The organism is Chryseobacterium endalhagicum, assembly GCF_016745235.1.
GTDB classification, from domain to species: Bacteria; Bacteroidota; Bacteroidia; order Flavobacteriales; family Weeksellaceae; genus Chryseobacterium; species Chryseobacterium endalhagicum.
Genome location: NZ_JAELVM010000001.1, coordinates 1,674,645 through 1,700,036 on the forward strand (window position 1 = coordinate 1,674,645; position 25,392 = coordinate 1,700,036).

At 39.6% G+C, this 25,392-nt stretch carries 19 protein-coding genes, 1 pseudogene and 1 riboswitch; of the genes and pseudogenes, 14 read left to right on the forward strand and 6 right to left on the reverse strand.

The genetic code is table 11. The features are described 5' to 3' along the window. Positions 1–3: 3 nt before the first annotated feature. The 11 genes and pseudogenes from JET18_RS07310 (at position 4) to pgl (ending at position 12,237) form a co-directional block, all read left to right on the forward strand. On the forward strand, positions 4–1,089 hold the full coding sequence (locus JET18_RS07310) for an EpsG family protein (RefSeq protein ID WP_202089962.1): 1,086 nt from the start codon (positions 4–6) through the stop codon (positions 1,087–1,089). Next, complete coding sequence (locus JET18_RS07315) at positions 1,089–1,892, forward strand: glycosyltransferase family 2 protein (protein WP_202089963.1); 804 nt, start codon at positions 1,089–1,091, stop codon at positions 1,890–1,892. The genes JET18_RS07310 and JET18_RS07315 overlap by 1 nt, the downstream gene beginning before the upstream one ends. Further along, entirely contained in the window at positions 1,892–3,271 is a 1,380-nt protein-coding gene (locus JET18_RS07320; RefSeq protein ID WP_202089964.1) for a phenylacetate--CoA ligase family protein, read from the forward strand. The genes JET18_RS07315 and JET18_RS07320 overlap by 1 nt, the downstream gene beginning before the upstream one ends. Before the next feature lie 29 nt (positions 3,272–3,300). Next, positions 3,301–4,407, forward strand: coding sequence for a hypothetical protein (locus JET18_RS07325; RefSeq protein WP_202089965.1), 1,107 nt, complete (start codon positions 3,301–3,303; stop codon positions 4,405–4,407). Positions 4,408–4,754: 347 nt separating this feature from the next. Then, the gene (locus JET18_RS07330; RefSeq protein WP_394369513.1) at positions 4,755–5,930 is read left to right on the forward strand and encodes a glycosyltransferase family 4 protein; all 1,176 of its coding nucleotides are present in this window, start codon (positions 4,755–4,757) and stop codon (positions 5,928–5,930) included. Continuing rightward, positions 5,923–6,528: a sugar transferase gene (locus JET18_RS07335; RefSeq protein WP_202089966.1), complete on the forward strand. Its 606-nt coding sequence runs from the start codon at positions 5,923–5,925 to the stop codon at positions 6,526–6,528. Before JET18_RS07330 ends, JET18_RS07335 begins: the two co-directional genes overlap by 8 nt. A 17-nt stretch (positions 6,529–6,545) precedes the next feature. After that, positions 6,546–7,106 (forward strand): annotated as a pseudogene (locus tag JET18_RS07340) (acetyltransferase); the annotation flags it as partial. 54 nt (positions 7,107–7,160) lie between these two features. Beyond that, entirely contained in the window at positions 7,161–8,321 is a 1,161-nt protein-coding gene (locus JET18_RS07345; protein WP_202090739.1) for a DegT/DnrJ/EryC1/StrS family aminotransferase, read from the forward strand. Positions 8,322–8,586: 265 nt separating this feature from the next. Next, positions 8,587–10,005, forward strand: a complete 1,419-nt coding sequence (gndA, locus tag JET18_RS07350) for an NADP-dependent phosphogluconate dehydrogenase (RefSeq protein WP_202089967.1) — start codon at positions 8,587–8,589, stop codon at positions 10,003–10,005. Positions 10,006–10,017: 12 nt separating this feature from the next. Beyond that, positions 10,018–11,499 carry a glucose-6-phosphate dehydrogenase gene (gene zwf / locus JET18_RS07355; RefSeq protein ID WP_202089968.1) on the forward strand — a complete coding sequence of 494 codons (1,482 nt, stop codon included), beginning with the start codon at positions 10,018–10,020 and terminating at the stop codon, positions 11,497–11,499. Positions 11,500–11,526: 27 nt separating this feature from the next. After that, entirely contained in the window at positions 11,527–12,237 is a 711-nt protein-coding gene (gene pgl, locus JET18_RS07360; RefSeq protein ID WP_202089969.1) for a 6-phosphogluconolactonase, read from the forward strand. A gap of 116 nt (positions 12,238–12,353) precedes the next feature. On the opposite strand, the gene JET18_RS07365 is transcribed toward pgl, so the two are convergent. After that, positions 12,354–12,767: a VOC family protein gene (locus tag JET18_RS07365; protein WP_202089970.1), complete on the reverse strand. Its 414-nt coding sequence runs from the start codon at positions 12,765–12,767 to the stop codon at positions 12,354–12,356. Positions 12,768–12,957: 190 nt separating this feature from the next. Between JET18_RS07365 and JET18_RS07370 the strand changes: the two genes are divergently transcribed. Next, positions 12,958–14,388, forward strand: a complete 1,431-nt coding sequence (locus tag JET18_RS07370; protein WP_202089971.1) for an RCC1 domain-containing protein — start codon at positions 12,958–12,960, stop codon at positions 14,386–14,388. Between the two features lie 499 nt (positions 14,389–14,887). Beyond that, positions 14,888–15,517 carry a TetR/AcrR family transcriptional regulator gene (locus tag JET18_RS07375; RefSeq protein ID WP_202089972.1) on the forward strand — a complete coding sequence of 210 codons (630 nt, stop codon included), beginning with the start codon at positions 14,888–14,890 and terminating at the stop codon, positions 15,515–15,517. A 514-nt stretch (positions 15,518–16,031) separates the two neighbouring features. Here the strand turns inward: JET18_RS07375 and JET18_RS07380 are convergent. From JET18_RS07380 to JET18_RS07400, 5 genes are all read right to left on the reverse strand, one after another. Next, on the reverse strand, positions 16,032–17,564 hold the full coding sequence (locus JET18_RS07380) for a peroxidase, FMP-type (RefSeq protein WP_202089973.1): 1,533 nt from the start codon (positions 17,562–17,564) through the stop codon (positions 16,032–16,034). Positions 17,565–17,585: 21 nt separating this feature from the next. Continuing rightward, positions 17,586–19,073, reverse strand: coding sequence for a ferritin-like domain-containing protein (locus tag JET18_RS07385; RefSeq protein ID WP_202089974.1), 1,488 nt, complete (start codon positions 19,071–19,073; stop codon positions 17,586–17,588). 4 nt (positions 19,074–19,077) lie between these two features. Continuing rightward, on the reverse strand, positions 19,078–21,165 hold the full coding sequence (locus JET18_RS07390) for a GMC oxidoreductase (protein ID WP_202089975.1): 2,088 nt from the start codon (positions 21,163–21,165) through the stop codon (positions 19,078–19,080). Then, a complete protein-coding gene (locus JET18_RS07395; RefSeq protein ID WP_202089976.1) occupies positions 21,162–21,608 on the reverse strand; it encodes a hypothetical protein in 447 nt (148 codons plus the stop codon). Before JET18_RS07395 ends, JET18_RS07390 begins: the two co-directional genes overlap by 4 nt. Before the next feature lie 395 nt (positions 21,609–22,003). After that, on the reverse strand, positions 22,004–22,465 hold the full coding sequence (locus JET18_RS07400; protein WP_080779548.1) for an Lrp/AsnC family transcriptional regulator: 462 nt from the start codon (positions 22,463–22,465) through the stop codon (positions 22,004–22,006). 188 nt (positions 22,466–22,653) lie between these two features. Then, a riboswitch (cobalamin riboswitch) is annotated at positions 22,654–22,838 on the forward strand. Positions 22,839–23,008: 170 nt separating this feature from the next. Between JET18_RS07400 and metE the strand changes: the two genes are divergently transcribed. After that, positions 23,009–25,309, forward strand: coding sequence for a 5-methyltetrahydropteroyltriglutamate--homocysteine S-methyltransferase (gene metE, locus JET18_RS07405; RefSeq protein ID WP_202089977.1), 2,301 nt, complete (start codon positions 23,009–23,011; stop codon positions 25,307–25,309). Positions 25,310–25,392 lie beyond the last annotated feature (83 nt).

Here is a 25,392-nt window from a genome sequence, read left to right on the forward strand (position 1 = left end):
GAAATGGACGCTATTATAAATGCATTTAATTTAAGATTTACACTTGTTTATTTAAGTGTAGCACTTTTTGCTGTCATTTTGATTAATGAATATATCTACAGAAGAAAAAACTCTGATGAAATTCAGAATTTTTTATTAATATTTTTTGCATTGGTTATGATATTACTGATCGGATTCCGGGACAAGAAAGTAGGTTCGGATTCAGAAAGATCACTGATCTATTTCACCGGAGCTAAAGTGGTAAGATCTTTAAGTGAGCTCAAGGATATAGGAATTTACTTTGTTTCCATGCTGGCCCGTAAGCTGAGTGACAATTATAAAGCATTTTTTACATTAAATGCCATATTATACGTAACGCCAATTATTGTAGGGATAAGGAATTTAACCCAGAAAAACAGATTTCTGATTTTCTTTATTGTGGTCAGTATGTTCTTCTTTAAAACAATGGGGATCAACACCACAAGACAGGGGATTGCTTTCTCTTTCTTTTTTCTGGCCGTAACCTATTTTGATAAGAAAAAGTGGTTAGCCATTGTGTTTTTCATCATTGCATTTTTTAACCATGCTTCCATTATCATCCCTATTGTGGTTTTCTTAATGTCTACGAAGATCAATAACCTCAAGGTGATATTTTCCATCTACATCGTGGCTACCGTACTGTCATTGGTGAATTTTAATCTTAATGATCTTTTAGGGAAGATCCCGGTACTGAATATTCTGGTAGAGGAAAGATTGGATCAGTATTACGCAAAAGGCGCAAAAGTGGCTTACAAAACAGGTTTCAGACTGAACTTTTTTGTATTCAATACCATATTTGCGGTGATTGGGTATTATACCCTTAAAAATATAGAAAATATAGAGGAGAAGTTAAAATATAAAAGGTTTTATGTAACGTATATGCTTACATCGGCTTTTTTCTTTCTGATGTTCTCCGCCGCGTTCAGTGACCGTTTTGGTTTTCTGTCATGGATCTTCATTCCTTTTCTGATGTATCCATACACGCAGACCAACAGAAAAATAGGATTTATCAATTTATTGGGAGTATTCTTTATTTGTTTCTTCCTGTTTTTAATATTTAATTTAAAATAATGATATCAGTAGTAATCCCTTTGTACAACAAAGAAAAATATATTAAGGAAACCATCCTTAAAGTGCTGAATCAGACGTATCAGCATTTTGAAATCATTATTGTTAATGATGGCAGCAAAGATAAAGGTCCGGACATCGTGAGTGAAATAGATGATCCAAGAGTGAAGCTGTTTAATAAAGAAAATGGAGGCGTTTCTTCGGCCCGTAATGCCGGAATTGAAAGATCCCAATATGAATACATTGCGTTTCTGGATGCAGATGATGAATGGCTGCCCAATCATTTGGAGGAAATCAGTAAGCTGATTACAAAATATAAAGACCATGCAGATGTTTTTGTGACCAATTTTGCAAGAAAATATGGTACAGGAAACATTGTTGATAATAGAAAACAGGATGAGCTTAAAGAAGGATTGGTCAAAGACTATTTCAAAATAGTTCTTAAAAAAGGAGTAATCCATACATCCTGTGTCTGTGTGAGTAAAAAAGCTTTATTGAAAGCCAACTCATTCGATGAACGCTTATCCAGAGGAGAAGATATGGATCTGTGGGCGAGGTTAGCCAGAGAATTTGGAATAGCCTATTCCCCTGCAGTGACGGAATTATACCTTCAGGAGGCCGAAAACAATAGCGGAGGAAAGTCAGATGTGACAAGATCCATCATCTATCATCTGGACTTTTCTACAGTAAAATCTATAGACGAGAAAAAATATTTAAAAAATTTACTCTATAGAAAATATGCTTCATTATTGAAGAATATGGATTTTGGAAACTTTACTAAATTAATGATTAAACAAGGCTTTTAATGAAAGAGAAAGTATATAAAATATTACCCGGTTTTCTTCAGAACTGTTTGGTCTATGCCTATAACAGGCAGGCTTACAAAAGAAGATATGGCGGCGAATACCAGAATTTCAGGAAAGAGAAAAAAGAAAACCGCCATTTATCATTAGAAGAATTAAAAGCATATCAGAAAAACAGGTATGCACAATTCATAGAATTTGTAACTCAAAACTCGGATTATTATAAAAAAACGATCGGAAATATCGAGCATGCTGAATTAATAGAAAATATTTCCAGCCTGCCCATCGTTAATAAAGAAGTGCTCCGTAATAATATTGATGCCATTACGGTAAAAACTTCAGAAAAATTAGAAAAATCCAAAACAGGAGGAACTACAGGAAAATCCCTGGAAGTGAAGTTCTTTTTCAGAGACAGTCAGGAAAGATTTGCGTTTTTAGATGATTTCAGATCCAGATTCGGGTACGAACTGGGCAAGAAAACAGCGTGGTTTTCCGGTAAAAATTTATTGACGGATAGTGATGTTAAAAAGAAGAGATTCTGGAAGACAGATTTTGTACATCATGTCCGTTACTATTCCACATTCCATATCAAGGATGATTATCTTAAATATTATGTGGAAGATCTCATCCGTTTCACACCGGAATATTTTGTGGGATTTCCCTCTACCATCCTGGAAATTGCCAAATATGGTATTGCCAACGGATACGACTTTCCGGAAAATGCCGTGAAAGCGGTTTTCCCAACGGCAGAAACCATTACCGATGAAACAAGATACTATATTGAGAAATTTTTTAAAACAAAACTTTACAATCAATATGCTTCCTCTGAAGGCGCTCCTTTTATCATAGAGTGCGAAAAAGGAAATCTTCATTTAGAATTACAGACCGGGGTTTTTGAAGTTTTAGATGAAAATAATCAGCCTGCGCAGTCCGGAAGGCTGGTAGTTACTTCATTTACAACGGCGGCCACTCCTTTGGTAAGATATGATATCGGGGATTCAATAACCCTTGAAGATGCAGATAAAAAATGCAGCTGTGGAAATAACAATCCTTTGGTAAAAGAAATTTTAGGGAGAATTGATGACTTTATCTATTCCGTTGAAAACGGAAAAATCAATTTGGGAAATGTTTCCAATACCTTAAAAGACACCAAAGGGATTATCAGATTTCAGGCTGTTCAGAATAAGCTGGATGAACTGGATCTGTATGTTGTTACTGACAAGGAAATCTATTCAAAACAGATTGAAAAAATATTTATTGAAAACTGGAGAGACAGGGTGGGAAATGTGATGAAAATACATCTCAAGTATGTAGATGAGATTCCTGTAGAAGGCAGTGGAAAATATAGAATCGTAAAAAATAATATAAAAGATTTATTATGAAAATTATAAAATCATTTTTAATATTAGGTATGTCAACCTTTTCGGTGATTTGCTGTTCTCAGCGAAAAGATAAGGTGGCGGTTGATCGTTCATTAATAGTAACCCAGAAGATTGCTGTTCAGACCGGTGATTTTTTCAAAATAGAAACAGCACTTCCAAAAGGATATGTGAAAGACGGTACGGTAGATTATACAGAGTACATTCAAAAGGCGATTGATGGTAATAAGAACGTCATCATGCCGGATTTTCCGTTAATGACGAGCGGTGTTTTTGCACAGTCGAACTCACAGATCTATTTTCAGAAAAATTCTTCCTTAATCCTGAAACCAACGGCTAATGTAAGATACCAGATCATAAGCTTACATGGCGTTGAAAATGTTAAAATCTACAATCCAACCTTAGTCGGTGACCGGGATAAGCATTTGGATACTAAAGGAGAATGGGGATTTGGTATTGATATCAGAGGTTCAAGGAATATAGATATTTTCAATGCCAATATTTCCAACTGCTGGGGAGATGGGATCGTGGTGGTAAAAACCATGAGAAATATGAGGGCCGGTATTACAAAAGACCAGGTATTGTCCACAGAGAAAATTAATATTATCGGAGGAATTATAAATAATGTAAGAAGAAATGGAATAACAATTGCTGGAGGTAAGGATGTATTGATTAAAGACCTGTTAATTACAAATATCAACGGAACCAACCCTATGGCGGGTATTGATATTGAACCTGATGACAGTTCCAATGAATTGCAAAACATCAACATAGAAAATGTTAAGATAAATAACGCAAACGTAGGGATAGACCTGCATTTGGCACAATACGGAAACCAGAAAATATCAAAATCTGTCACCGTTTCCTGCAACAATATTACGGTTGAGAACGCCAATTCAGGAATTTATATCGCAGGATATAAAACCAGACCGAACATCAAGGAAATGACAGGGTATTTTAAAATAGATAACTTTGTTACCCATAATGTGACAAGACCTTTTGAAAAAAGAGAACAGTTTGGATTATATCCTATGATTCAAATGAATAATTATAAATTCAATATCAATAACAAAATTGATAGTTCTAAAGAATCACTTTTAAAAAATGTTAAGGACAATAGTAAATTCAAGTATCAGTAACATGAATATAGAAGCGAAAAACATTAAGGTATTCCATATCAGAATGTAGATGGTGAGTAAGAGATTAATAACCTCTCAAAACCATTACCACAGCAAAAAAACACACAAACACAAACACGAAAAAATTATTCGAAGTATTGAACAGTATTAAGTTCAGGACGAGGCTTTTGTGAGCCTGAAAGAATTTAAAACTGATTAAGGGATATGACATTCCGAATTAAAAAATCCCAAATTAGGGATAATATATGTATTGATTAAAAAATGTCACTTAAAGAAACTAAAAAGGATAAATTTTTAATGATTCCTCATCAAAAGGAACCAAATATAATTAAAACAACTGACTGAAATTGAAAGCTAAACTGATCCGCATCACAACCATTCCACTTTCTTTAAAGATCTTATTGAAAGGGCAGCACCGATTTATGTCAAATCATTTCGAGGTAATAGGCGTTTCTTCACATGGCAAAGAACTGGATGAAGTGAAAAATGACGAGAATATAGAAGTCATTCCCATTGATATGTCCCGTCAGATGACTCCCGTTAAAGACATGAAGTCCTTATGGAGCACGTACAGGCTTTTGAAAAAAGAAAAACCGCAGATCGTTCACACCCATACCCCTAAAGCCGGGATTGTAGGAATGCTCGCGGCAAAAATGGCGGGCGTTCCCCACCGCTTGCATACCGTGGCCGGACTTCCTCTCATGGAAGCAACCGGGACTAAACGTAAGATCCTGGAATTTGTAGAAAAATTAACTTACGCTTCTGCTACGAAAGTCTACCCAAACTCACAGGGATTATTTGATTTTATTCTGGAGCATAATTATACCGATAAATACAAGTTAAAAGTAATTGGAAACGGTTCATCAAACGGAATTGATACCTCATTCTTTTCACCCGGACAAATCACCGACACCCAGAAAGAGCTTCTGAAAAAAGAATTAAAAATAGAAGCCGGAGATTTTGTTTTTGTATTTGTGGGACGTCTGGTAGGAGATAAGGGAATCAATGAGCTGGTGAATGCTTTTTCCGGGTTAAAGAACACGGAAAACTCAAAACGCGCCAAATTATTATTGGTTGGCCCTTTGGAAGAAGATCTCGATCCGCTGCATCCGGATACCTTAAACGAAATCAAAAATAACCCGGATATCATCTCTGTAGGTTTTCAGAGAGATGTACGCCCTTATTTTGCGGTTTCAGATGCACTGGCATTTCCAAGCTACCGCGAAGGATTTCCCAATGTAGTCATGCAGGCAGGAGCAATGGGGCTGCCAAGCATTGTTTCCAATATCAACGGATGCAATGAAATTATTATAGAAGACCAGAACGGAATCATCGTTCCGGTTAAAAATACAGAAAAGCTTAAAGAAGCCATGGAAAGAATGCTAACGGATACCGGGTATTATGACCGGTCCAGGATGAACGCAAGGGAGATGATTCAGTCCCGGTATGAGCAGTCAGTCGTTTGGGAGGCTTTATTAGGAGAATATCATAAACTGGTTAAAGAAAGAGAATATCGTGTATAAAAACTTTTTTAAACGGATCATAGATTTTTTGATCGCGTTAATAGGATTGATTGTGTTATCACCTGTTTTCATCGTGGTTACCGTATTGCTGTACATCGCCAATCAGGGGAAACCATTCTTTTTTCAGGCCAGACCCGGTCTGAATGAGAAGATGTTCAATATCATCAAGTTTAAAACGATGAATGATAAAAAAGACAGCCGGGGCAATTACCTGCCGGATTCGGAGCGTTTGACGCCTGTGGGAAGTTTTATAAGACAGACTTCCCTGGATGAGCTTCCGCAGCTGATCAATGTATTAAAAGGAGATATGGCACTCATAGGTCCCAGACCTTTGCTGCCTCAATACCTGTCATTATATAACGAGTCTCAGAAAAGAAGACACCACATACGCCCGGGAATCACCGGATGGGCACAGGTGAACGGAAGGAACGCGATATCATGGACTAAGAAATTTGAATTAGACATATGGTATATCGATAATTTGTCGCTGGCAACAGATGGCAAAGTGATCCTGCTTACATTGAAAAAAGTACTTAAAAAAGAAGGTATCAATCAGGTGGGGCAGGCAACAACAGAAGCTTTTAATGGGTTTAATTAATTTAAAGTAGATCAGATATGTATTTATACGGAGCAAGTGGTCATGGTAAGGTAGTCGCTGAAATAGCCGAAGAATGCGGGTACAGCATTGAAGCTTTCATCGATGAAAACCTGTCGAAAAAGAGTGTGCTGAACTACCCGGTTCTTCATGAAATTCCGCCTTATGATATAGAGATCCTTATTTCTATAGGCAATAATAAGGTCCGGAAAAGAATTGTTGAGCAGGCAGATTTATTTCATTATGCGACATTGTTTCACCCCCAGGCTATCGTATCCAAAAGTGTAAGAATAGGGGAAGGAACTATCGTGATGGCTGGTGTCAGCATCAACGCGGTAGTGAAGGTTGGAAAGCATTGTATCATCAATACCAATGCTTCCGTAGATCATGACTGTATCATCGGGGATTTTGTACATATATCTCCCAATGCGGCGCTGGGCGGAAATGTTACCGTAGGGGAAGGAACCCACATCGGAATCGGGGCCAATGTGATACAGGGTATAAAAATAGGAAAGTGGTGTACCATCGGGGCCGGAGCGGTTATTATCAAAGACATCCCGGACGGGAGCACGGTAGTAGGCAATCCGGGTAAAATAATAAAAAGTAGAAATATAAAAAATAGAATAGTAGAAAATATGAAATTAAAAGTATGGCTGTCTTCTCCTCACATGGGAGGAAACGAACTAAAATACATTAATGAAGCATTCGATGCCAATTGGATTGCGCCCCTTGGGCCAAATGTAGACGGATTTGAACAGGATATCGAAAAGTTTCTGAATGGAAAAGTAAAAGTAGCCGCACTTTCTTCGGGAACTGCCGCTTTACACCTGGCTTTAATTGAATGCAACGTAAGCCACGGAGACGAGGTCATCTGTCAGTCTATGACATTTTCCGCCTCTGCCAATCCTATAGCCTATCTGGGAGCTACCCCTGTCTTTATTGATTCAGAAAAAGATACGTGGAATATGTGCCCGGATGCTTTACAGGAAGCTATAGAAGATAGAATTGCAAAAGGCAATAAGCCTAAGGCCATCATTGTGGTACACCTGTACGGGATGCCTGCAAAAATGGATGAAATTCTATCCATTGCTGCAGAATATGACATTCCTGTCATTGAAGACTCTGCAGAATCACTGGGTTCCAAATACAAAGGAAAAGCTTGCGGTACTTTCGGACGTTTCGGGATCTTGTCATTCAACGGGAACAAAATTATTACCACCTCAGGAGGAGGAGCATTGGTTTGTCATTCTCAGGAAGACAAAGAAAAAGCAGTATTCCTTTCCACGCAGGCTAGAGACAATGCTCCGCATTATCAGCATTCCCACATTGGATATAACTACAGAATGAGTAATATCAGTGCAGGAATCGGACGCGGACAGATGGAAGTATTGAATGACAGAGTAGATGGCCGTAGAAAGATGCACGAATTTTACGAGGAAATCTGTAAAGATATGGATGGAGTAGAACTCTTTTGCGAACCAAACTCAGATTTCTACAGCAACCATTGGCTGTCTGTGATTACCATAGACGAAACAAAAGCTTTAAAAACACGTGAAGACCTGCGTCTTGCATTTTTGGAAGAAAACATTGAATCACGTCCTATCTGGAAGCCGATGCACCTGCAGCCTGTATTTGAAGATGCACCGTACTACGGAGGAAAAGTAGCTGAAACTTTATTTGGAAACAGCTTATGTCTGCCGTCCGGAACCAATCTTTCCGATGAAGACAGAGAAAGAATTGCAAAAGTGATGATAGAAGTTCTTACAGACAAAAAAGAATATTCAGTTTCGCGATAATATATTTTACACTCAGGGATGTTAGTTTTATAAATAATCAGTACCAAATCATTTATTATAAAATCTATTCTCAGTCAGTCCGGAAACTTTATCCGGTTTGGAGACATAAAAAGCGGTCATCTTGCCAATGGCCGCTTTTTTATTTTCAAGGCTAAATTTAACAGGAAAATTAAGGATTTTTTATTCCTATTTATTTTTTTCCTGATAAGCATTTGCGTAATTTTATTCCTTGTATAATGGAGTTTATATTATTAATTTAAATACAATGGAGACATATAGTTACGGAATGATTGGCCTTGGCGTAATGGGCAGAAATCTTCTTTATAATATTGCCGATAACGGCTTTTCAATCGCGGGATTTGATCTTGATGAAGAAAAAGTAAAAGAATTGCATGAAAATGCAGCTTCAGAAATGAAGGTTAAAGGAACACATTCTCTCGAAGATTTTGTATCCGTACTGGAAACCCCCAGAAAAATTATTCTTATGGTGCCCGCAGGAAAACCTGTAGATGCCGTTCTGGGAAACATCACACCGCTTTTATCCGAAGGAGACATCGTTATAGATGCCGGAAACTCTTATTTCGAAGATACCAACAGGCGTATCGCTGATTTGGCCTCAAAAAACCTGCACTTTATGGGAATGGGAGTATCAGGAGGCGAAAAAGGAGCCAGAACAGGTCCCAGCATTATGCCTGGAGGAGATCTGGAAGCCTTCCATCTTCTGAAACCAATGCTTGAAGCCATTGCCGCAAAAGTAGATAACGAGGCCTGTACAGCCTATATGGGCAAAGGTTCCGCCGGAAACTATGTGAAAATGGTGCATAACGGAATTGAGTATGCCATCATGCAGCTCATCAGTGAAGCTTATGATTTACTGAAAAGAGGAGCCAACCTCAGCAACGATCAGCTTTATGAAGTCTTCAAAGAGTGGAATAATGGTGAAATGAATTCATTCCTGATCGAGATCACCAGAGATATTTTCCAGCAGAAAGATTCATTGACCGATAATTATTTGGTGGATCAGATCTTAGATAAAGCAGGCGCAAAAGGAACTGGAAAATGGACCTCTGAACAGGCTATGGAAATTGGAGTTTCTATTCCAACCATTGATATTGCAGTAACTTCAAGAATTTTATCAGCTTATAAAAACGAGCGGGTTCAGGCTTCTCAATTATATTCAGAAAAAGAAATAATAAGCCCGGAAAATACAGAATTATTCATTCAGGAAGTGGGAGATGCCCTGTATCTGGCTACCCTGATCAGCTATGCACAAGGCCTGGCTTTATTGGTCAAAGCATCTGAAGAATACGGCTTCGAAATTCCATTAAAAGATGTCGTGAAAATCTGGAGAGGCGGCTGTATCATTCGTTCCGTTGTATTGGAGAGGTTTTACGCAGCGTATACCCAGGACCCGAACCTGTCTAATATCTTACTAGACAAAGAGATTTCAGGACTCGTTAAATCAAAAATCAAATCATTAAGAAAAACAGCTTCATTTGCTGCATCAAATGGGATTTCAAGCTTAGGAATTCAAACGGCTTTAGGCTATTTTGATGCTTACACCACAGAATCTCTTCCGGTAAATCTTATCCAGGCCCAGCGTGATTATTTTGGAGCCCATACTTACCAGAGAATCGATAGAGAAGGCGTTTTTCATACATCCTGGAACAGCGTAAACAATTAAAATTCGGAGAAAATGAACGAACATAAAATCTTGCAGCCAACGACGATCATTATTTTTGGTGCTACAGGAGATCTGGCGAAAAGAAAACTTTTTCCCGCATTTTATAACTTATACATCGATGGCAGAATGCCCAAAGGCTTTAATATTATCGCCCTGGGAAGAGCAGAAAATACCGATGAAAACTTCAGAAATTACATCAAAGAGAATCTCGAAGATTTCTCCAGAAAAAAAGTAACTTCCGAAGACTGGGCAGGTTTTCAGGCCCACATTACCTATTTCAGACATCAGCTGGACCAGGAAAATTCATATCAGGACCTCCACCAGAAATTGAAAGATCTGGACGCGGTTTATGGAATGAGAGCCAACCGCTTGTTTTATTTATCAATCGGGCCCAATTTCATTACCACCATTTCCAATCATATCAAAAATACGGCTTTGGCTTCCGATCCGCAGAAGGACCGTATCATTATCGAGAAACCTTTTGGTCATAACAAACAGTCGGCGATTGAGCTCAACAGCCTTCTGGCAGAAACGTTTGAAGAAGAGCAGATTTACCGTATCGATCATTATTTAGGCAAGGAAACCGTACAGAATATACTGGCATTCAGATTTGGAAACTCTATTTTTGAACCTTTATGGGATCATAAATATATTGAATCTGTGCAGATTACAGTCGCCGAAGAAGTTGGCGTGGAAACAAGAGGCAGCTTCTACGAGCAGACCGGAGCTTTAAAAGATATGATTCAGAACCACCTGTTGCAGATCCTGTGTATGGTGGCCATGGAACCACCGGCTTCCGTGGAATCGGGGGAGATCAGGGACCGAAAAGTAGATGTACTGAAATCCATCCGCAGAATTCCGGCAGATCAGGTAGATCATTATGCCGTGAGAGGCCAGTATGGAAAAGGCGTAATCAACGGAGCAGAAGCTAAAGGGTACCGTCAGGAAGATGGCATTGCCCCGGATTCCAATACGGAAACTTTTGTAGCCGCGAAATTCTATCTCGACAATGAAAGATGGCAGAATGTTCCTTTCTACGTCCGTACCGGAAAAAAAATGAAAGAAAAGCATTCTTATATTACCATTCAGTTTAAGCCGCTTCCTCATTCCACTTTTTCAGATACATCACAGCTTTTATCTGCCAACCGACTGATTATCAATATTCAACCGATGATGGACATCAGACTGCAGTTTATGACCAAAAAACCGGGACTTTCCTTAGCTTTGCAGCCCGTTGAAATGATCTTCGATTATTTTGCCTGCAAGGAAGATACTCCTGAGGCTTATGAAACGCTGTTACTGGATGCGCTTTTAGGCGACCTTACTTTATTTATGCGTTCCGATCAGGTGGAAGAAGCCTGGGATGTCGTAAAAACCATCCAGGAATCCTGGGAAAACAATAAGGAAACCTCTTTTCCCAACTATGAAGCAGGAAGCTGGGGACCAAAAGACAGTTTTGCTCTTGTTGAAAGACAGGGACACAGCTGGGTATAAACTATGATCAAATTTAAATAAGCAAACATGAATATTACCGTATTTGATGATTTAGAAACATTGTATAAAAAGGCAGCAGATACTTTTGTTGAGCTTTCACACCAATCTATTCAGAAAAACGACCGTTTTGTAGTCGCACTAAGCGGAGGTTCCTCTCCCAAAGCCATTTTCAAATTGCTCGCGGCCAAAGAATACGCAGAAAAAATAGAATGGAATAAAGTATACTTTTTTTGGGTAGATGAGCGCTGGGTTCCTCTGGATGACGAAAAAAGCAATGCAAAAATGACCTTTGAAGAACTTCTCAATGAAGTTCCGGTCAGTAAAGATCACATTTTCCCGATGTACCGTGACGGAATACTTCCGGAAGAGTATGCCGGAGAATATGAGCAGCAGATCAGAACTGTTCTGGGGGATGAAGGCGTTTTTGATTTTATCCTTTTAGGAATGGGAGACGATGGCCATACCGCTTCTTTATTTCCGGGCGAAGCTGTTCTGGATGAAAAAGAAAAATGGGTCTCTGCCTATTATCTGAAGCCTCAGGAAATGTTCAGAATTACATTGACCGCACCTTTGATCAACAAAGCTGAAAATATACTGGTTGTAGCATTCGGTGAATCCAAAAAGCACGCCTTGAATGAAGTCCTGAACGGCGAATACAACCCTGAATTATATCCGCTGCAGCTTATTGAAAAGAAAGCTGGCTATCAGTTTTTTACAGATGAGAAAGCAAAAGGATAATTATATAATACAATAAATGATTAAACCAAAGCAGTTTTTTGCTTTGGTTTAATTTTTATAAGCTGTGAAAGCCTTGATCAGCAATGAAAACTTTCCCCTTATTTAGAAATCTGTTTTTAATCTTTTTTAGAATTGAATTTTTCCATTGCTTCCTTCGTAACAGGCGTAAAGAAATTCACCAGATTCCCATCAGGATCCCTGAATAATAACGATTGGTTGCCCCAGGGCATAACCGTTGGTTCCTGGACTGTATAAGACGATAGGAAATCTTTTAACCGTTCAAATTCCTTCTCTACATCATCAACCCTGAATTCTATGATTGCAGAGCGGTTTTCAGCAGGCTGTGCCACCGTTTCACCTCCGAAAAACTGCAAAGTCCTGGTGCTGCCGATAGCAAGAGTACCAGCAGAGGTTTTAAGCTCAGCAAAATCGGGAGTATACTGTATAGCCTGAACTCCTGTGATCTGCTCATAAAATGGAACTAAATTTTCAATATAGGCCGTAATAATACGGATGGATACTAAATTCATTTTTTTAAATTTTTAAATTATTCTGTAAAAATAGAGCAGAGGTATGACAAGAGGGTGTCAGTAGTGTTTATTTAAAATTTTCACTATTGTTGAGTAAATGCCAGATATTGTTTCTTCGGAAGATAAATGAGATAGCTTTGATGGAATGTTTATTTTTTCAAACAAAGCTTGTAATCAAAGACTCTCACTTATGATTATTAAAATAATGTTATTTTTGCGGCAATTAATAATTGATGATTTTATGAGAAATAGATTGATGAGTTTATTCCTTGCCGCTTCTTTGTCTGCTGGTTTTAAGGCACAATGTTTAAAAACAGTCCATACCCAGTTTGAAACGGTAGCCGCTATCAGTGGCGATGGAAATATTTGGGAATGGGGTAGTAATCATTATGGACAATTAGGAACGAACGATTATATAAGCAGAGGAACACCATTTCAACTGACTACATCAGGTGACTGGAAAAGTATCTCTCATTCTTATATGTCAACTCTCGCTTTAAAGAATGATGGAACCTTTTGGGGATGGGGAGAGGGAGATGATCTTGGAAATGGGTCTACAGTTCCAATCCATTCACCCGTACAAATTGGGACTGATCATTGGAAAGCTCTTTATGTGGGACTTTTTACAGCGTATGGTGTTAAAATGGATGGTACTCTGTGGGTATGGGGTACCGGAATTGAAGGGCAGTTCGGCAATGGTACAACACCAATCAATCCATCTTTGGTGCCAATCAAAGTTGGACCGGATACTGATTGGCAGTTCATTACAGTAAGTAGCCATCATACCCTTGCACTGAAAAATAATGGGACATTATGGTCATGGGGCAATAACGTTGTCGGGCAGTTGGGTTTAGGAAATACAAGTAATTTTTCTACACCACAACAGGTTGGAACAGATAATAACTGGAAATCTATTTCTACGAAAGGATTTCACAGTCTGGCACTGAAGACAGATGGTAGTCTTTGGGCATGGGGTCAGAATGAAAAAGGTGAATTGGGAGATGGAACTACTATACAAAGAAATTCCCCTGTACGCATTGGAAACTCCTTTGATTGGAAAACGATTACCAGTGCGGCTTATTACAGGAGCTATGCCATTAAAAATGATGGAAGCTTATGGGCGTGGGGTAAAAATGAAAACGGCGAATTAGGAGACGGAACTACCATACAAAGAAACTCTCCTGTACAGATTGGGAATTCTTATGACTGGAAAAGTATAGATTGCGGAGCTCTCCATTGTGTCGCTATAAAGCAGGATAACTCTGTATGGTCTTGGGGAGGAAATCATTCCGGAGAGCTTGGAAATGGAAGTATTGTTGGAAGTTTTACCCCAATACCAACTATGATTATGGGGGCTTGTTCTTTTTTAGGGACTAATGAGAATGAATCTTTTTCAACAAAACAAGTGAAGATCTATCCAAATCCCGTTTCTGAAAATTTATATTGGTCCAAAGAAGTAAAGACTGTTAAAATTTACAACGCAGCAGGAGCGCTGATAAAACATTTTTCAGAGGTAAACAGTAATGTAATCAATGTTTCAGCATTGCAGCCTGGAACTTATTTCTTGGAAGCAGTTACCCTTGAAGGAGAACAATTAAAGGAAAAGATAATCAAAAAATAATAATTGTCTTACTGCCAAAATTGATGGCACAACATAAAAACAGCATCATTAGATTTCTAGTGATGCTGTTTACATTTAGTGTTTTTACCTTAGTTATTGGTGTTTCGAAATTGCTTTTTATGGTATGCAGCCATTTTTTTTCACTTCAATACATCATCATTCATAATACTTGGTCATCATTTTTCATTCTTTTTCATCATTACTGCCGAATTTTTTTTAAACCAAAGGAATACACTGAGGGAACCATTTACCGGTGAATCATTCAAAATAATTTACTTTTTCTGCTAAATTTATGGAAAATGCAGAAACATAAGCTTTTACTGATTGATTCTTTGCGAAATGTGGAATTCTTTTCAGAATTGTAGTTAATTTTTTCAACTTGAATTGTGTTTTTGATATATATAGAATGGTTTAGTTTGTGCAAATATATAAAATTAGACACTAATTAGTGTTTAAAATGGTTAAAATTTTCTTAAACTTGTATAAACGAACTCAAACCATGGAAAGAAAACCAGTAGCGGGCAGCATCCGCAACAGAGAGCGTAGTAAGAAGAAATTTTTGGATGCCGTCGGAAAAATTCTCACAACAAAAGGGTATGCCGGATTAAAGGTGAATGATATTGCCGCGGCTGCCGGAGTAGATAAAAAGATGATTTACACCTATTTTGGCGGTCTCGATGGCCTGATGGACGAATATATCCGTTCTCAGGATTATTGGAGCAATGTAAGCGCTGAAGCCGGAATGCCGGATCTGTCAGACGGAGGAAAAGCATTAACCGAAGCCATGTTATTGCAGCAGTTTGATTTTGTAGCCAGCAACAAGGAGCTGCAGAAATTATTACTGTGGCGTTTATCCGAATCCCGGAGATCATTAACAAAAATGACCAATCTTCAGGAAGAAAATGGAGAGCTTCTGTTTAAAATGATCAGTGATCCCCATTTCGGGGAACATTCACAGGATTTCCGTGCGGTAATGGCTATTATGGTTTCAGGGCTTTACTACCTGAATCTGTATTCTGAAGTGAATGGCAGCGTCTTCTGCGGAATAGACCTTAACACCCCTGGCGGACGGGAAAAAATCAAAAAAGCAGTTTCTTTTTTAGTAGACAAGACTTTTGAGAACCTGTAATATTTTTTGTTCCCTGACAGATTGAGCTGGTGATACAGATTTTAATAGGTAAACAGCTGCCGGATCTGTAAAATATTTTTCAACCCGATCGGGTTTTGTGCCATTAGTTTAAAATAGTGGGGATTTGCCGACCCATTTCACGAAAGTTTCAGTTCCATCGATTTTTTTAATTGATCTATTCTCAGTTAATGGTTACAACTTTAATAGCCGCAAACATCTGCCAGATCCGTGAAATCTGCGGGAAATAAATGATTAGGGTTATGCCGTCTAAAATATTAATAAAAACCACATATATTTCTACCTCCGGCCTTCAATAACTTCCCTCTTCCAGCTTCAGACTTCCTGACCAATCACAAAAAACAAAAATGCCTTGTCCCGAACATATTAAATATAGCCAGAAAAATAAATCCACAGCATCACAAAGACACCGTGGAAATTTTTAATTGATCTGTTTTTAGTTGATGCTTACGGCTTTAATAACCGCAATCATCTGCCAAATCTGCGTGAAATCATCCTATCCCTTATGATAAGGACATCCCGCAGGCGGATTCACAGAGTCATCCGGAATATTCATCTTCGGCGTTTTATCAAAGAATTGCTCTTCTATAATAGCTCTCTGATCCGCAGGAATATCTTCCAGCTTACGAAGCGTATTCACCTGGATATGCGGCCAGCTCGTTGTTCCACCGTCGTTTCCGAAATCAAATTCGAAAAATACAATCTGCTCGTATTGCAGCTGAAGAATTTCTTTTCCATCTTCAATCACGGTTTCAATCCACAGACGGAAATCTACTTCAACCGTAGGAACAAAACGGTTCACGAAAGGAACATTTAAAATTCCACCCTGTGCACCGGTCTTCATTTTTGATGACATCTGAACAAGAACATAATTGCTGACATTCTGCCCGCTTAAAGTGTCTCTCAGCCTCAAATCTGGTCTTACCGAATAAGGATACAAATCATCAGCAAGAATACGCTGTGTATAAATTTTATTGGAACCTTCATCATTTTTGTCCGTCAGCGTTTCATGAACCCACGCTGGTGCCGGTTCATCAAGGTTGATAGGATCGGCCGCGCTTGCACCGGCTCCTCCCATGGTTCGTGAAATGGCAAGGTGATCGGTCTGCCAGGCTGCGTTACCGTATGGGAATTGCGGAGAACCTTTGATCAGATAATTTTTACCGGTGGGTACAATATCGCCTAGTAAAGTAATGGTACTACCATGAGGAATTACGCCGCTTCTTGAAATAGAGTAGTCAGGAATAAAATAAGGACCTTTGACACCGTCTCCCGGTTTCAGTTCCTGGGCAGGAATGATCTCGTAATATTCTTGTCCCGGCTGCAGCTCGCTCAGAAGAATGTATTTTTTATGATTTTCATCTGCTGAGATCTGAACCAAAGGTTCGTCCCTGTATTCTCCCGTGTATCCGTAATTTTTAAAATCCTCTTCAGAGAATGCGTGGATTCCGCGGTCTTTTTCAATCGATTCCTTGGTGGCTGCATGATTGTAAACGTCACTCAGCCAAAGATACATCCCGTTTTCCTCATGGATAGAGGTATACTCTAAACCTGGCTGTCCTTCTTTTTTATTGACACTTTTAATCGTTTGCTCATATTTCACAGCCCCACAGAACAGTTCGCTGGCACCGCCACGGTTACGGACACCGCCGGGAACAAGGGAAAATGTAAGTTTCTCAATATACTCCTCACTGTCAAAACTGAATTTACCGGGAATCGTTCCCGAATTGGTTCCTGGTGAAGGCATGATCGTTGTATGGATTCCACTCGCTAATGAAGGCTGAGGTACATTTTTATTGTAATTCGCATTATAGCTTACCCAGGTTCCGTCCAGTGCTTCCAGAACACCGTAGTCTACATCCCCTGCAATCTTTTGCAGGTTTTCTTCTTTAAAAGGCAGAACCGGATCATCGATGAGAAGTTTTGAGTATCCGTTCATTATTTCTGCCAGGGTCCCCTGATTCTCACCCGGACCTTTGCGGAATAATTCACTTCCTGCCTGAAGGCTTTCTTTTTTTCGTTTAAACATGGTATTTAGTTTTTATGGTTATTAATTCGTTGGATATTCAAAAGTGGGTCCCGCATTCTGCTGGGCATTCAGTGGCTGGCTCATCAGTCCGATAGCCTGTTCCTTCAAGGCGTACATATACAGAACCGATTTTTCCAGTTCCTTTGCATGGCCTTCTACAGCAGCCTGGATGGCATCCAGAAGGTTTTTATACGTTTGGTTAAACGCTTTCCCCTGGGCGTACAATTGCGGATTCGATTCATAATCTGCCATTTTCGGATTGGGTTTCATAGGATAAGCGGCATTCCAGTCTACAGGTAAAGCTTTCCCGTTCGGTGGCGTGTTTACAGGCATCATTCCGTTTTCATCCATAAAAGGCTGATAGTTTCCATTGATATAGAAATGTTCATGGAAAACCTCTTTAAACCTGAAATAATGGGCCAGTTCAGCGCCTTCTTCAAACTGGGAAGGGTCTACATCAAAAATAGAATCATCCGCACCTTCACCCTGACCTTTAATTTCCTGGAAAACGGCAATCACGCCTGATAAAGATTCCACAGGATGTAATTTTCCGCCGCTGCCGTAATATTGCTCCGGACTGATCTGTTTGGCCGGATTTCCGGTGAAAATTCCTCCTGTATTTAATTCCTCGAAATTTTGTGGAAAGCTGCCATGCTCTTTGTAATACGCAATAATTTGGAAAACAGTGATATAAAAGAATAATACATCGTAATATTCACCAATGGTATGAACGTTTTCCATGATGAAACCCTTCATGTTTTCCAGCGTCCAGAAATTATTTTCCTGTACAGCAGCACTTTTGGAAAATAATGCCTGCGGTACCGTTACTTTATCAGATTTCGGAGCTTTTACCAATGGACTGCTCGGACTTTCAATAGCGATAAAGGTTGCGATACTGTTGGTAGAGAACGTTTCCAGACCTACGTAGAAATCAACGTTCATAGGTAATTTCATCGGGTAGTTGGGGTAATTCTGCGGGCGGTTGACGGAAGGCTGGATATTCACCGCATTCATCACATTACAAACCATGATCAGGTGAAGCATTTCTTCTACGGCAACACTTCTTATAATCTGTGAGGCCAAAGCATTGGTCCCGTCTTTTATAGAGTACAAAGCTGTAAGATAAGGCGGAATCGTGGAATGCTCAATGAGGATTGCCGTTTGCAGAAGATCCTGGAGAATAGGGCGGTAGTTGATGCTTGTCAATCCCTTTTTAGTTTTAGAAACGGATTCAGATAATTCAGGGATTCCGGAACCGAACTGTGAACTTAAATATTCATTGAACGCGTCAATCTGGTCATTAAGCAAAAGACTGGTCAGTGTTTTGCTGTGATGTTTCAGCCCTTCGATCCAGTCTGCCTTACTGATGGTGGAATCCAGCAGTAAAGTCGGTAAAGAAATAGTTTCTGCAATGATCGCACTTTTGCTTATACCTTTTGCACCTTTTAATGTTCCTCCTTTCGATAAAGTTTCCTGAGGAACTGTTTTATTGATAAGTCTTTGTCTCATGTTTTCAGTTTTTTAATTGATTTTCAAGATCTGCAAGGATAGATTCCACCGAGCGGATCGTGAATGCAGAAAGTGTTAAAGTAGGATTTGAAGTTCCAAGAGTCGTCATATTTCCGGCTCCGACGATATATAAATTTGGGTGATCCCATGATTTACAGTAGCTGTTCGTTACCGAATCATCCGGGGAAGAGCCCATTTTGTGTGTTCCTACGATGTGGCCCGCTCCGTTATAAGAATATCTCACGCTGTTGTACACAAAAGTATTGTTGTCCGTTGCATTATATTTGGTGAAATCCTGAATATCGAGCTTGGCAAACATTTGATCCGAAGCCAGTTTGGCCTGCTCCATGGCTCTTTTTTCATAGTCTGTCAGCTCATAATGAATAACAGGGCGTGGAATTCCCAATGCATCCGTGTATTGATCATTAATCGTTACCCGGTTGTTCGGGTCAGGCAGCTGCTCAATTTCAAAATGAAACAGAACCTGTCTGGAAAGCCGGGAAGCCAGTGCTTCTTTCAGTTCCGCTCCGAAAAGTCCGTCGCCCAGAAATTCTGAAAGGTCAGAGCCCGGAGAAAATGTCGGCCAGCTCCATCCCCAGTTGTCAAGCGGGGAGATCCACGCTGAAAATTCACTTCTGAAATTCCCGTCGCGGAAAGAAGAGATATTTGTGGTAGAACCGGGACCTCTGTATGGGTAAACCGCTTCCGGAAACAGTCCCCAGGTCAGCATCACCATATGATCCATTAAATTCCTCCCCACCTGATCACTTCGGTTGGCCACTGTTTTTTCAATGGTTTTACCATTTTCAGTAACCGTATATTTTGAATTCAGTAAGATTTTTGGATTTTCAAAAGCATTAGCCGCCAGAATCACGATGGTGTCGGATGTATCAAAAACCTCTTCCACAAAATCGGTCTTCTCTTTTGAAATGTAACGTCTTACATGAACTTTTGAAATTTTATCCTTATCCTTCTGATCAACACTTAATCTGTACACAACGCTCTGTGCTTTAATTTCAAGATGCGGGTTGCGGGTAAGGTTCTCATTCTCATTCATTTTGTATAATGCTTTTTTCAACGTCTTTAAAGCATTGTATTTAGCCTGCACCGGGCATATCGGAACGCATGATGCATTTCCTTCACAACGTTCTCCCATATAAGGATTCCAAACCGAGCCGAGAGCCTTGTATTCCTCTTTTCCGGAACTGTCCAAAACCAGTTTATAGCCTTTTTGTACGGTTTCCGCTTTGATGATTTTCGTTTTCCCGTATTTCGGATTCGGAATGGAATTTCTTCCCTGTGGAGAAGGAACCATCATTAACGGAATTTTTTCGAAATTTAAATGGACACTCGTTCCCTTAAGCCCGTCAATGATCTTCTGATCCATATAGCTCTGAGGAATTTCTTCCATAGGAAAAACATAATCCCCGTAATACTGTTCCATACTTTCAGAAATAGGATATTCCTGTTTCGAAACATTTCCTGAAACACCAATCTCGAATTCGGCCATTTCATAGTAGGGTTTTAAGGTTTCATAATCAATCGGCCAGTTGATAGGAGCTTTCTTATCAGAATCAGGCTGTTTGATTTCTATACCGTACTTTTCGGTAAGCCTGAAATCATTCGGAAGCATCCTGGGAGTAGTTCCCAGCCAGTGAAGGGTAGTCCCGCCGCCAACTCTGATGGCATCACTCGCAAACGGCATCGGCCCAAACTGAACCAGATATCCTTTCTTATCAGGAAACGGGGGAACGATAGGTTCCATATCCAGAACATTCGGTGAAGGAGCCTGTTTTAAGTTGGGATACGGAGAATTCGGGACTTTGGCTTCCTGCATGAAAAAAGTACGCATATACTCGTTATAAGTCGTCATGGATGACACGGAATCCAGCTCCAGACCGGCTTCTAAGCCAGCTTCGAACATGAGTACCGACAATTCGCGGGTATTTTCCGCTTTTTTGGCATCCGCACGGTGGATCATTTTACCTTTCTTTGTGTCGAATACATGATCGGTCAGCAGTTTTGCGATCAATGATCCTGCGATCCCCGTTCCTACGATGATCACATCTTTTTTATGGTCTTTCTGGCTCATGAGTTACTGTTTACAGGTTTAATATTCCACGATTTGTAGCCGGGCTGTTTTGCTCCTGGCGGATGGGCGTGCATGACGTTCCATACCAAACCTTCTTTATAGGAAAGATCATTGATATAGGCACCTTCCCAGGTTCCCAGATACCAGATGGTTATCACTTTTCCAGCCATATCATTCAGGCCGGGATCTGCCATGATTTCAGAAGCAATCGTGTTTTTTAACTGATCCTGACTGAAAGAATTTTCAAATACATTTTTGGAGACAGTCAGGAATTCTACGAAAGTGGCGGCTTCCATACTTCCCAGAATGTAGGTGTAATAGGTTTCTGCCAGACCTGTAGACTGTAATTCGTTCACAGAAAATCCGGTAAGCGCTTCTGAGACGGACATGAACACGTCGAAATAATAATCGTCGACGTTGAGGATTTTGTTAATAATAATCATTTCGTTAAAATTTGATGGTTAAAGTATCTTCAGCTCCGGATAAGGAGATTATTCTACCGATTGAGCCGGACCTGCCGGACTTTTTGGGATACTGTTTCATAACCCATCTCTTTTTTCAGAAATGGTAAATTGTTTGTTAAGCGATCCATTGTTATCAGTTTTTGTTTACTCAAAATTAGAAACAATGGGGTACATGCTGTTCAGTATTTCTACGTAATTTTTATTTATTTTTATTGGAAAATCCTTTAAACAGAGGGTTTAAAAGCGTTTTATTTTCACTTAATTTAGAATTATTTTAAATTGTGAAAACAGCTGTTCGGGAAACAGTAAAAAAGGAATTGATAGAATGTTATATTGAAAATAATCAGGAAGAAGTATATAAAACTTTTACTGCTTTAAATCGTCAGCCCATGATTGTTTTTCACCTCAGCCATAACAAACGTGCTGTGCGTACTCCCGATGGAATCTACAGAACCCAGCTTATTGAAGACAAAATCCTGATAGTGCTTCATATCCCGGACCTGAACTTTTAAAAGGAAATCAAAATCCCCGGAAATATTGTAGCATTCCGCCACTTCTTCTATCTCCAGGATTTCCTTCACAAAATCGTAACCCACCGACCGGTCGTGGATCTTTAATTTGATCTGGCAGAACACGGTAAACCCACGGTTCAGTTTTTCGGCATCCAGAACGGCAGAGTACCGTTTCACATAACCATCCTGCTCCAGACGTTTTATCCTTTCAAAAGCGGGAGAAGGCGAGAGGTTGATTTCTTTTGCGAGCTCTTTTACGGTCAGTTTTGCATTTTTTTGTAACAGCCTCAGCAGCTGAATGTCCTTATCATCGAGATGGTCCATAGAATATTATTCTTTAGCAGATTTAAATCAGTCAAATGTACAGAATTATATTCTTTTTATTATTTAAATTAAAGTTCAATTTGCTTAATTAATGATAAATGATTGTTTTAATATTCTGTATGATTAATTTTACTCAAAATTTAAAACTGTAAAGGATACAGCTTTATTTTTACTATTGTTCTTTATATACTTCATCAAACAGGAAAGGTTTTACTTAAGGTAGATTAATAGGGAATCGTGTGAGAATCACGAGCTGTCGCGCAACTGTAAGTAACACGCCAAAGGTTTTTGTCCTGTTATATCCACTGCGAAAGCGGGAAGGATGACAGAAACCGTTACAAGTCAGGAGACCTGCCTTTACTGAATTGACAATGCTTTCGCGGTATGAAGCCTTTGGTCATTAAGATGATAGTTCTGCGGTCTGCTTTCATAATAGGAATGCGGCTGTCCGGATCTGTCATGGTTTTTCCAAATTTTCTCCGTTCAGGCATTACGAAGCATTCAAAGAGCTTTTCAATTAAGTTTAATTTAAAAGTGAAAAAAATGCAAACTCACATTCTGGGCTATCCGCGGATTGGTAGCAAAAGAGAACTCAAAAAAGCCTGCGAGCAGTATTGGTCGGGCAAAATTGTTTTGGAAGAACTTCTTACAGCAGGAAGAAACATCTGCAGCCAAAACTGGACGATTCAGAAAGAAGCAGGAATAGACCTGATTCCCTGTAATGATTTTTCGTATTATGACCAGGTTCTGGACATGAGCCTGATTGTAGGTGCCATTCCAACCCGTTATCATGAGGTGGCCCTTAAAAATAACAGTTCCGAACTGGATCTGTATTTCGCGATGGCGAGAGGCTATCAGAAAGAAGGACTGGATATCACAGCGATGGAAATGACAAAATGGTTTGATACGAATTACCATTATATAGTTCCCGAATTTTATAAAAACCAGCAGTTTAAACTGAATTCAAATAAAATATTCAATGAATTTTCCGGAGCAAAACAGGCTGGAATCAACGCAAAACCTGTGATTATAGGCCTTGTTTCTTATCTTCTTTTGGGAAAAGAAAAAGAGGATGGGTTTGATAAGCTGGACCTGGCGGAAAATCTGCTTCCGGTTTATATTGAGATTCTGGCCAGGCTTCAGGAGCAGGGTGCAGAATGGATTCAGTTTGATGAACCGTTTCTGGCATTGGATTTAAGCGGAAAAGCAAAAGAAAAATACCAGTGGGTGTATGAGAAGATCAGAAAGCAGTTTCCGAAGCTGAAATTCATTGTAGCGACCTATTTTGACGGATTAAAGGATAATGTATCTCTTGCGGTTTCCCTTCCTGTGAATGTTCTGCATATTGATTTAGTGAGAAATCCGGAACAGCTGGATGATGTGCTTCAGTCGGTTCCTGAAAACCTAAGTTTGTCATTAGGCGTTGTAGACGGAAGAAACATCTGGAAAAATAACTATGAAAAATCATTGTCTTTCATTACAAAAGCGGTTGAAAAGCTGGGGTCAGAAAGTATTTTCATTGCACCGTCTTCTTCATTGCTTCACTCGCCGTGCGATCTGGATTTTGAAACGAATCTTAATGCTGAAATTAAAAACTGGCTGGCTTTTGCCAAACAGAAAGTAAAGGAAGTCGTAACGCTTAAAGAACTGGCATCCGGAACCGCTGATGAAAAGATCCTTGCTGATTTTGAAGACAATAAAAAAGCAATCGCAGACCGGAAAACCTCTTCACTGATTCATAATGATGCAGTAAAGCAAATAGCAAATACCGTAACCGAAGAAGATGCACAGCGGAAAAGTCCTTTCAAAATCAGGAAGGAAGAGCAGCAGAAAGTTCTACAGCTTCCCTTGTTTCCAACTACAACCATCGGATCATTTCCTCAGACTGCGGAAGTGAGAAGCTGGAGAGCAAAATTCAAAAAAGGGGACTTAACCGCAGAGCAATATGATACTTTGCTGAAAGAAGAAACTCAGAGAACGATCCGTTGGCAGGAAGAAATAGGCATTGACGTTCTGGTTCACGGAGAATTTGAACGCAATGATATGGTTGAATATTTCGGGGAACAGCTGAAAGGATTTACATTCACTAAAAATGGCTGGGTCCAGAGCTATGGAAGCCGCTGTGTAAAACCTCCGGTGATCTTTGGTGACGTTTCCCGCCCGGATCCAATGACGGTTTACTGGTCGCAATACGCCCAGTCACAGACGGAAAAGTGGGTGAAAGGAATGTTGACGGGTCCGGTTACGATTCTGCAGTGGTCTTTTGTACGGGATGATCAGCCGCGTTCGGAAACGTGTAAGCAGATTGCTCTGGCGATCCGTGATGAGGTGGTGGATCTTGAAAAAGCGGGAATCAGAATTATTCAGATTGATGAACCTGCGATCCGTGAAGGACTTCCGTTAAGAAAATCCGAGTGGCAGAATTACCTGAAATGGGCTGTAGAAGCTTTCAGGATTTCATCAAGTGGAGTGGAAGATGCTACCCAGATTCATACGCACATGTGCTATTCTGAATTTAATGATATTATCAAAAACATTGCAGATATGGATGCAGATGTCATTACCATAGAATGTTCCCGGTCTCAGATGGAACTTTTAAATGCATTTGCAGACTTCAAATATCCGAATGAGATTGGCCCCGGTGTATACGACATTCACTCACCGAGAGTGCCTTCAAAAGAAGAAATGATCGAATTACTGATCAAAGCGCAGAATGTAATTCCGGCAGAACAATTGTGGGTAAACCCAGACTGCGGATTGAAAACAAGACATTGGGATGAAACAGAAAAAGCTCTGATTGCCATGGTAGAAGCAGCGAAAGAATCTGCTTTGGCTTTGGCGTAAATTATTATATTTTATTATTCCATATTCCATAAATTCTGATGCAGAGCAGACTAATAGTCTGTTCTGCTTTTTTTTGTTCTGAA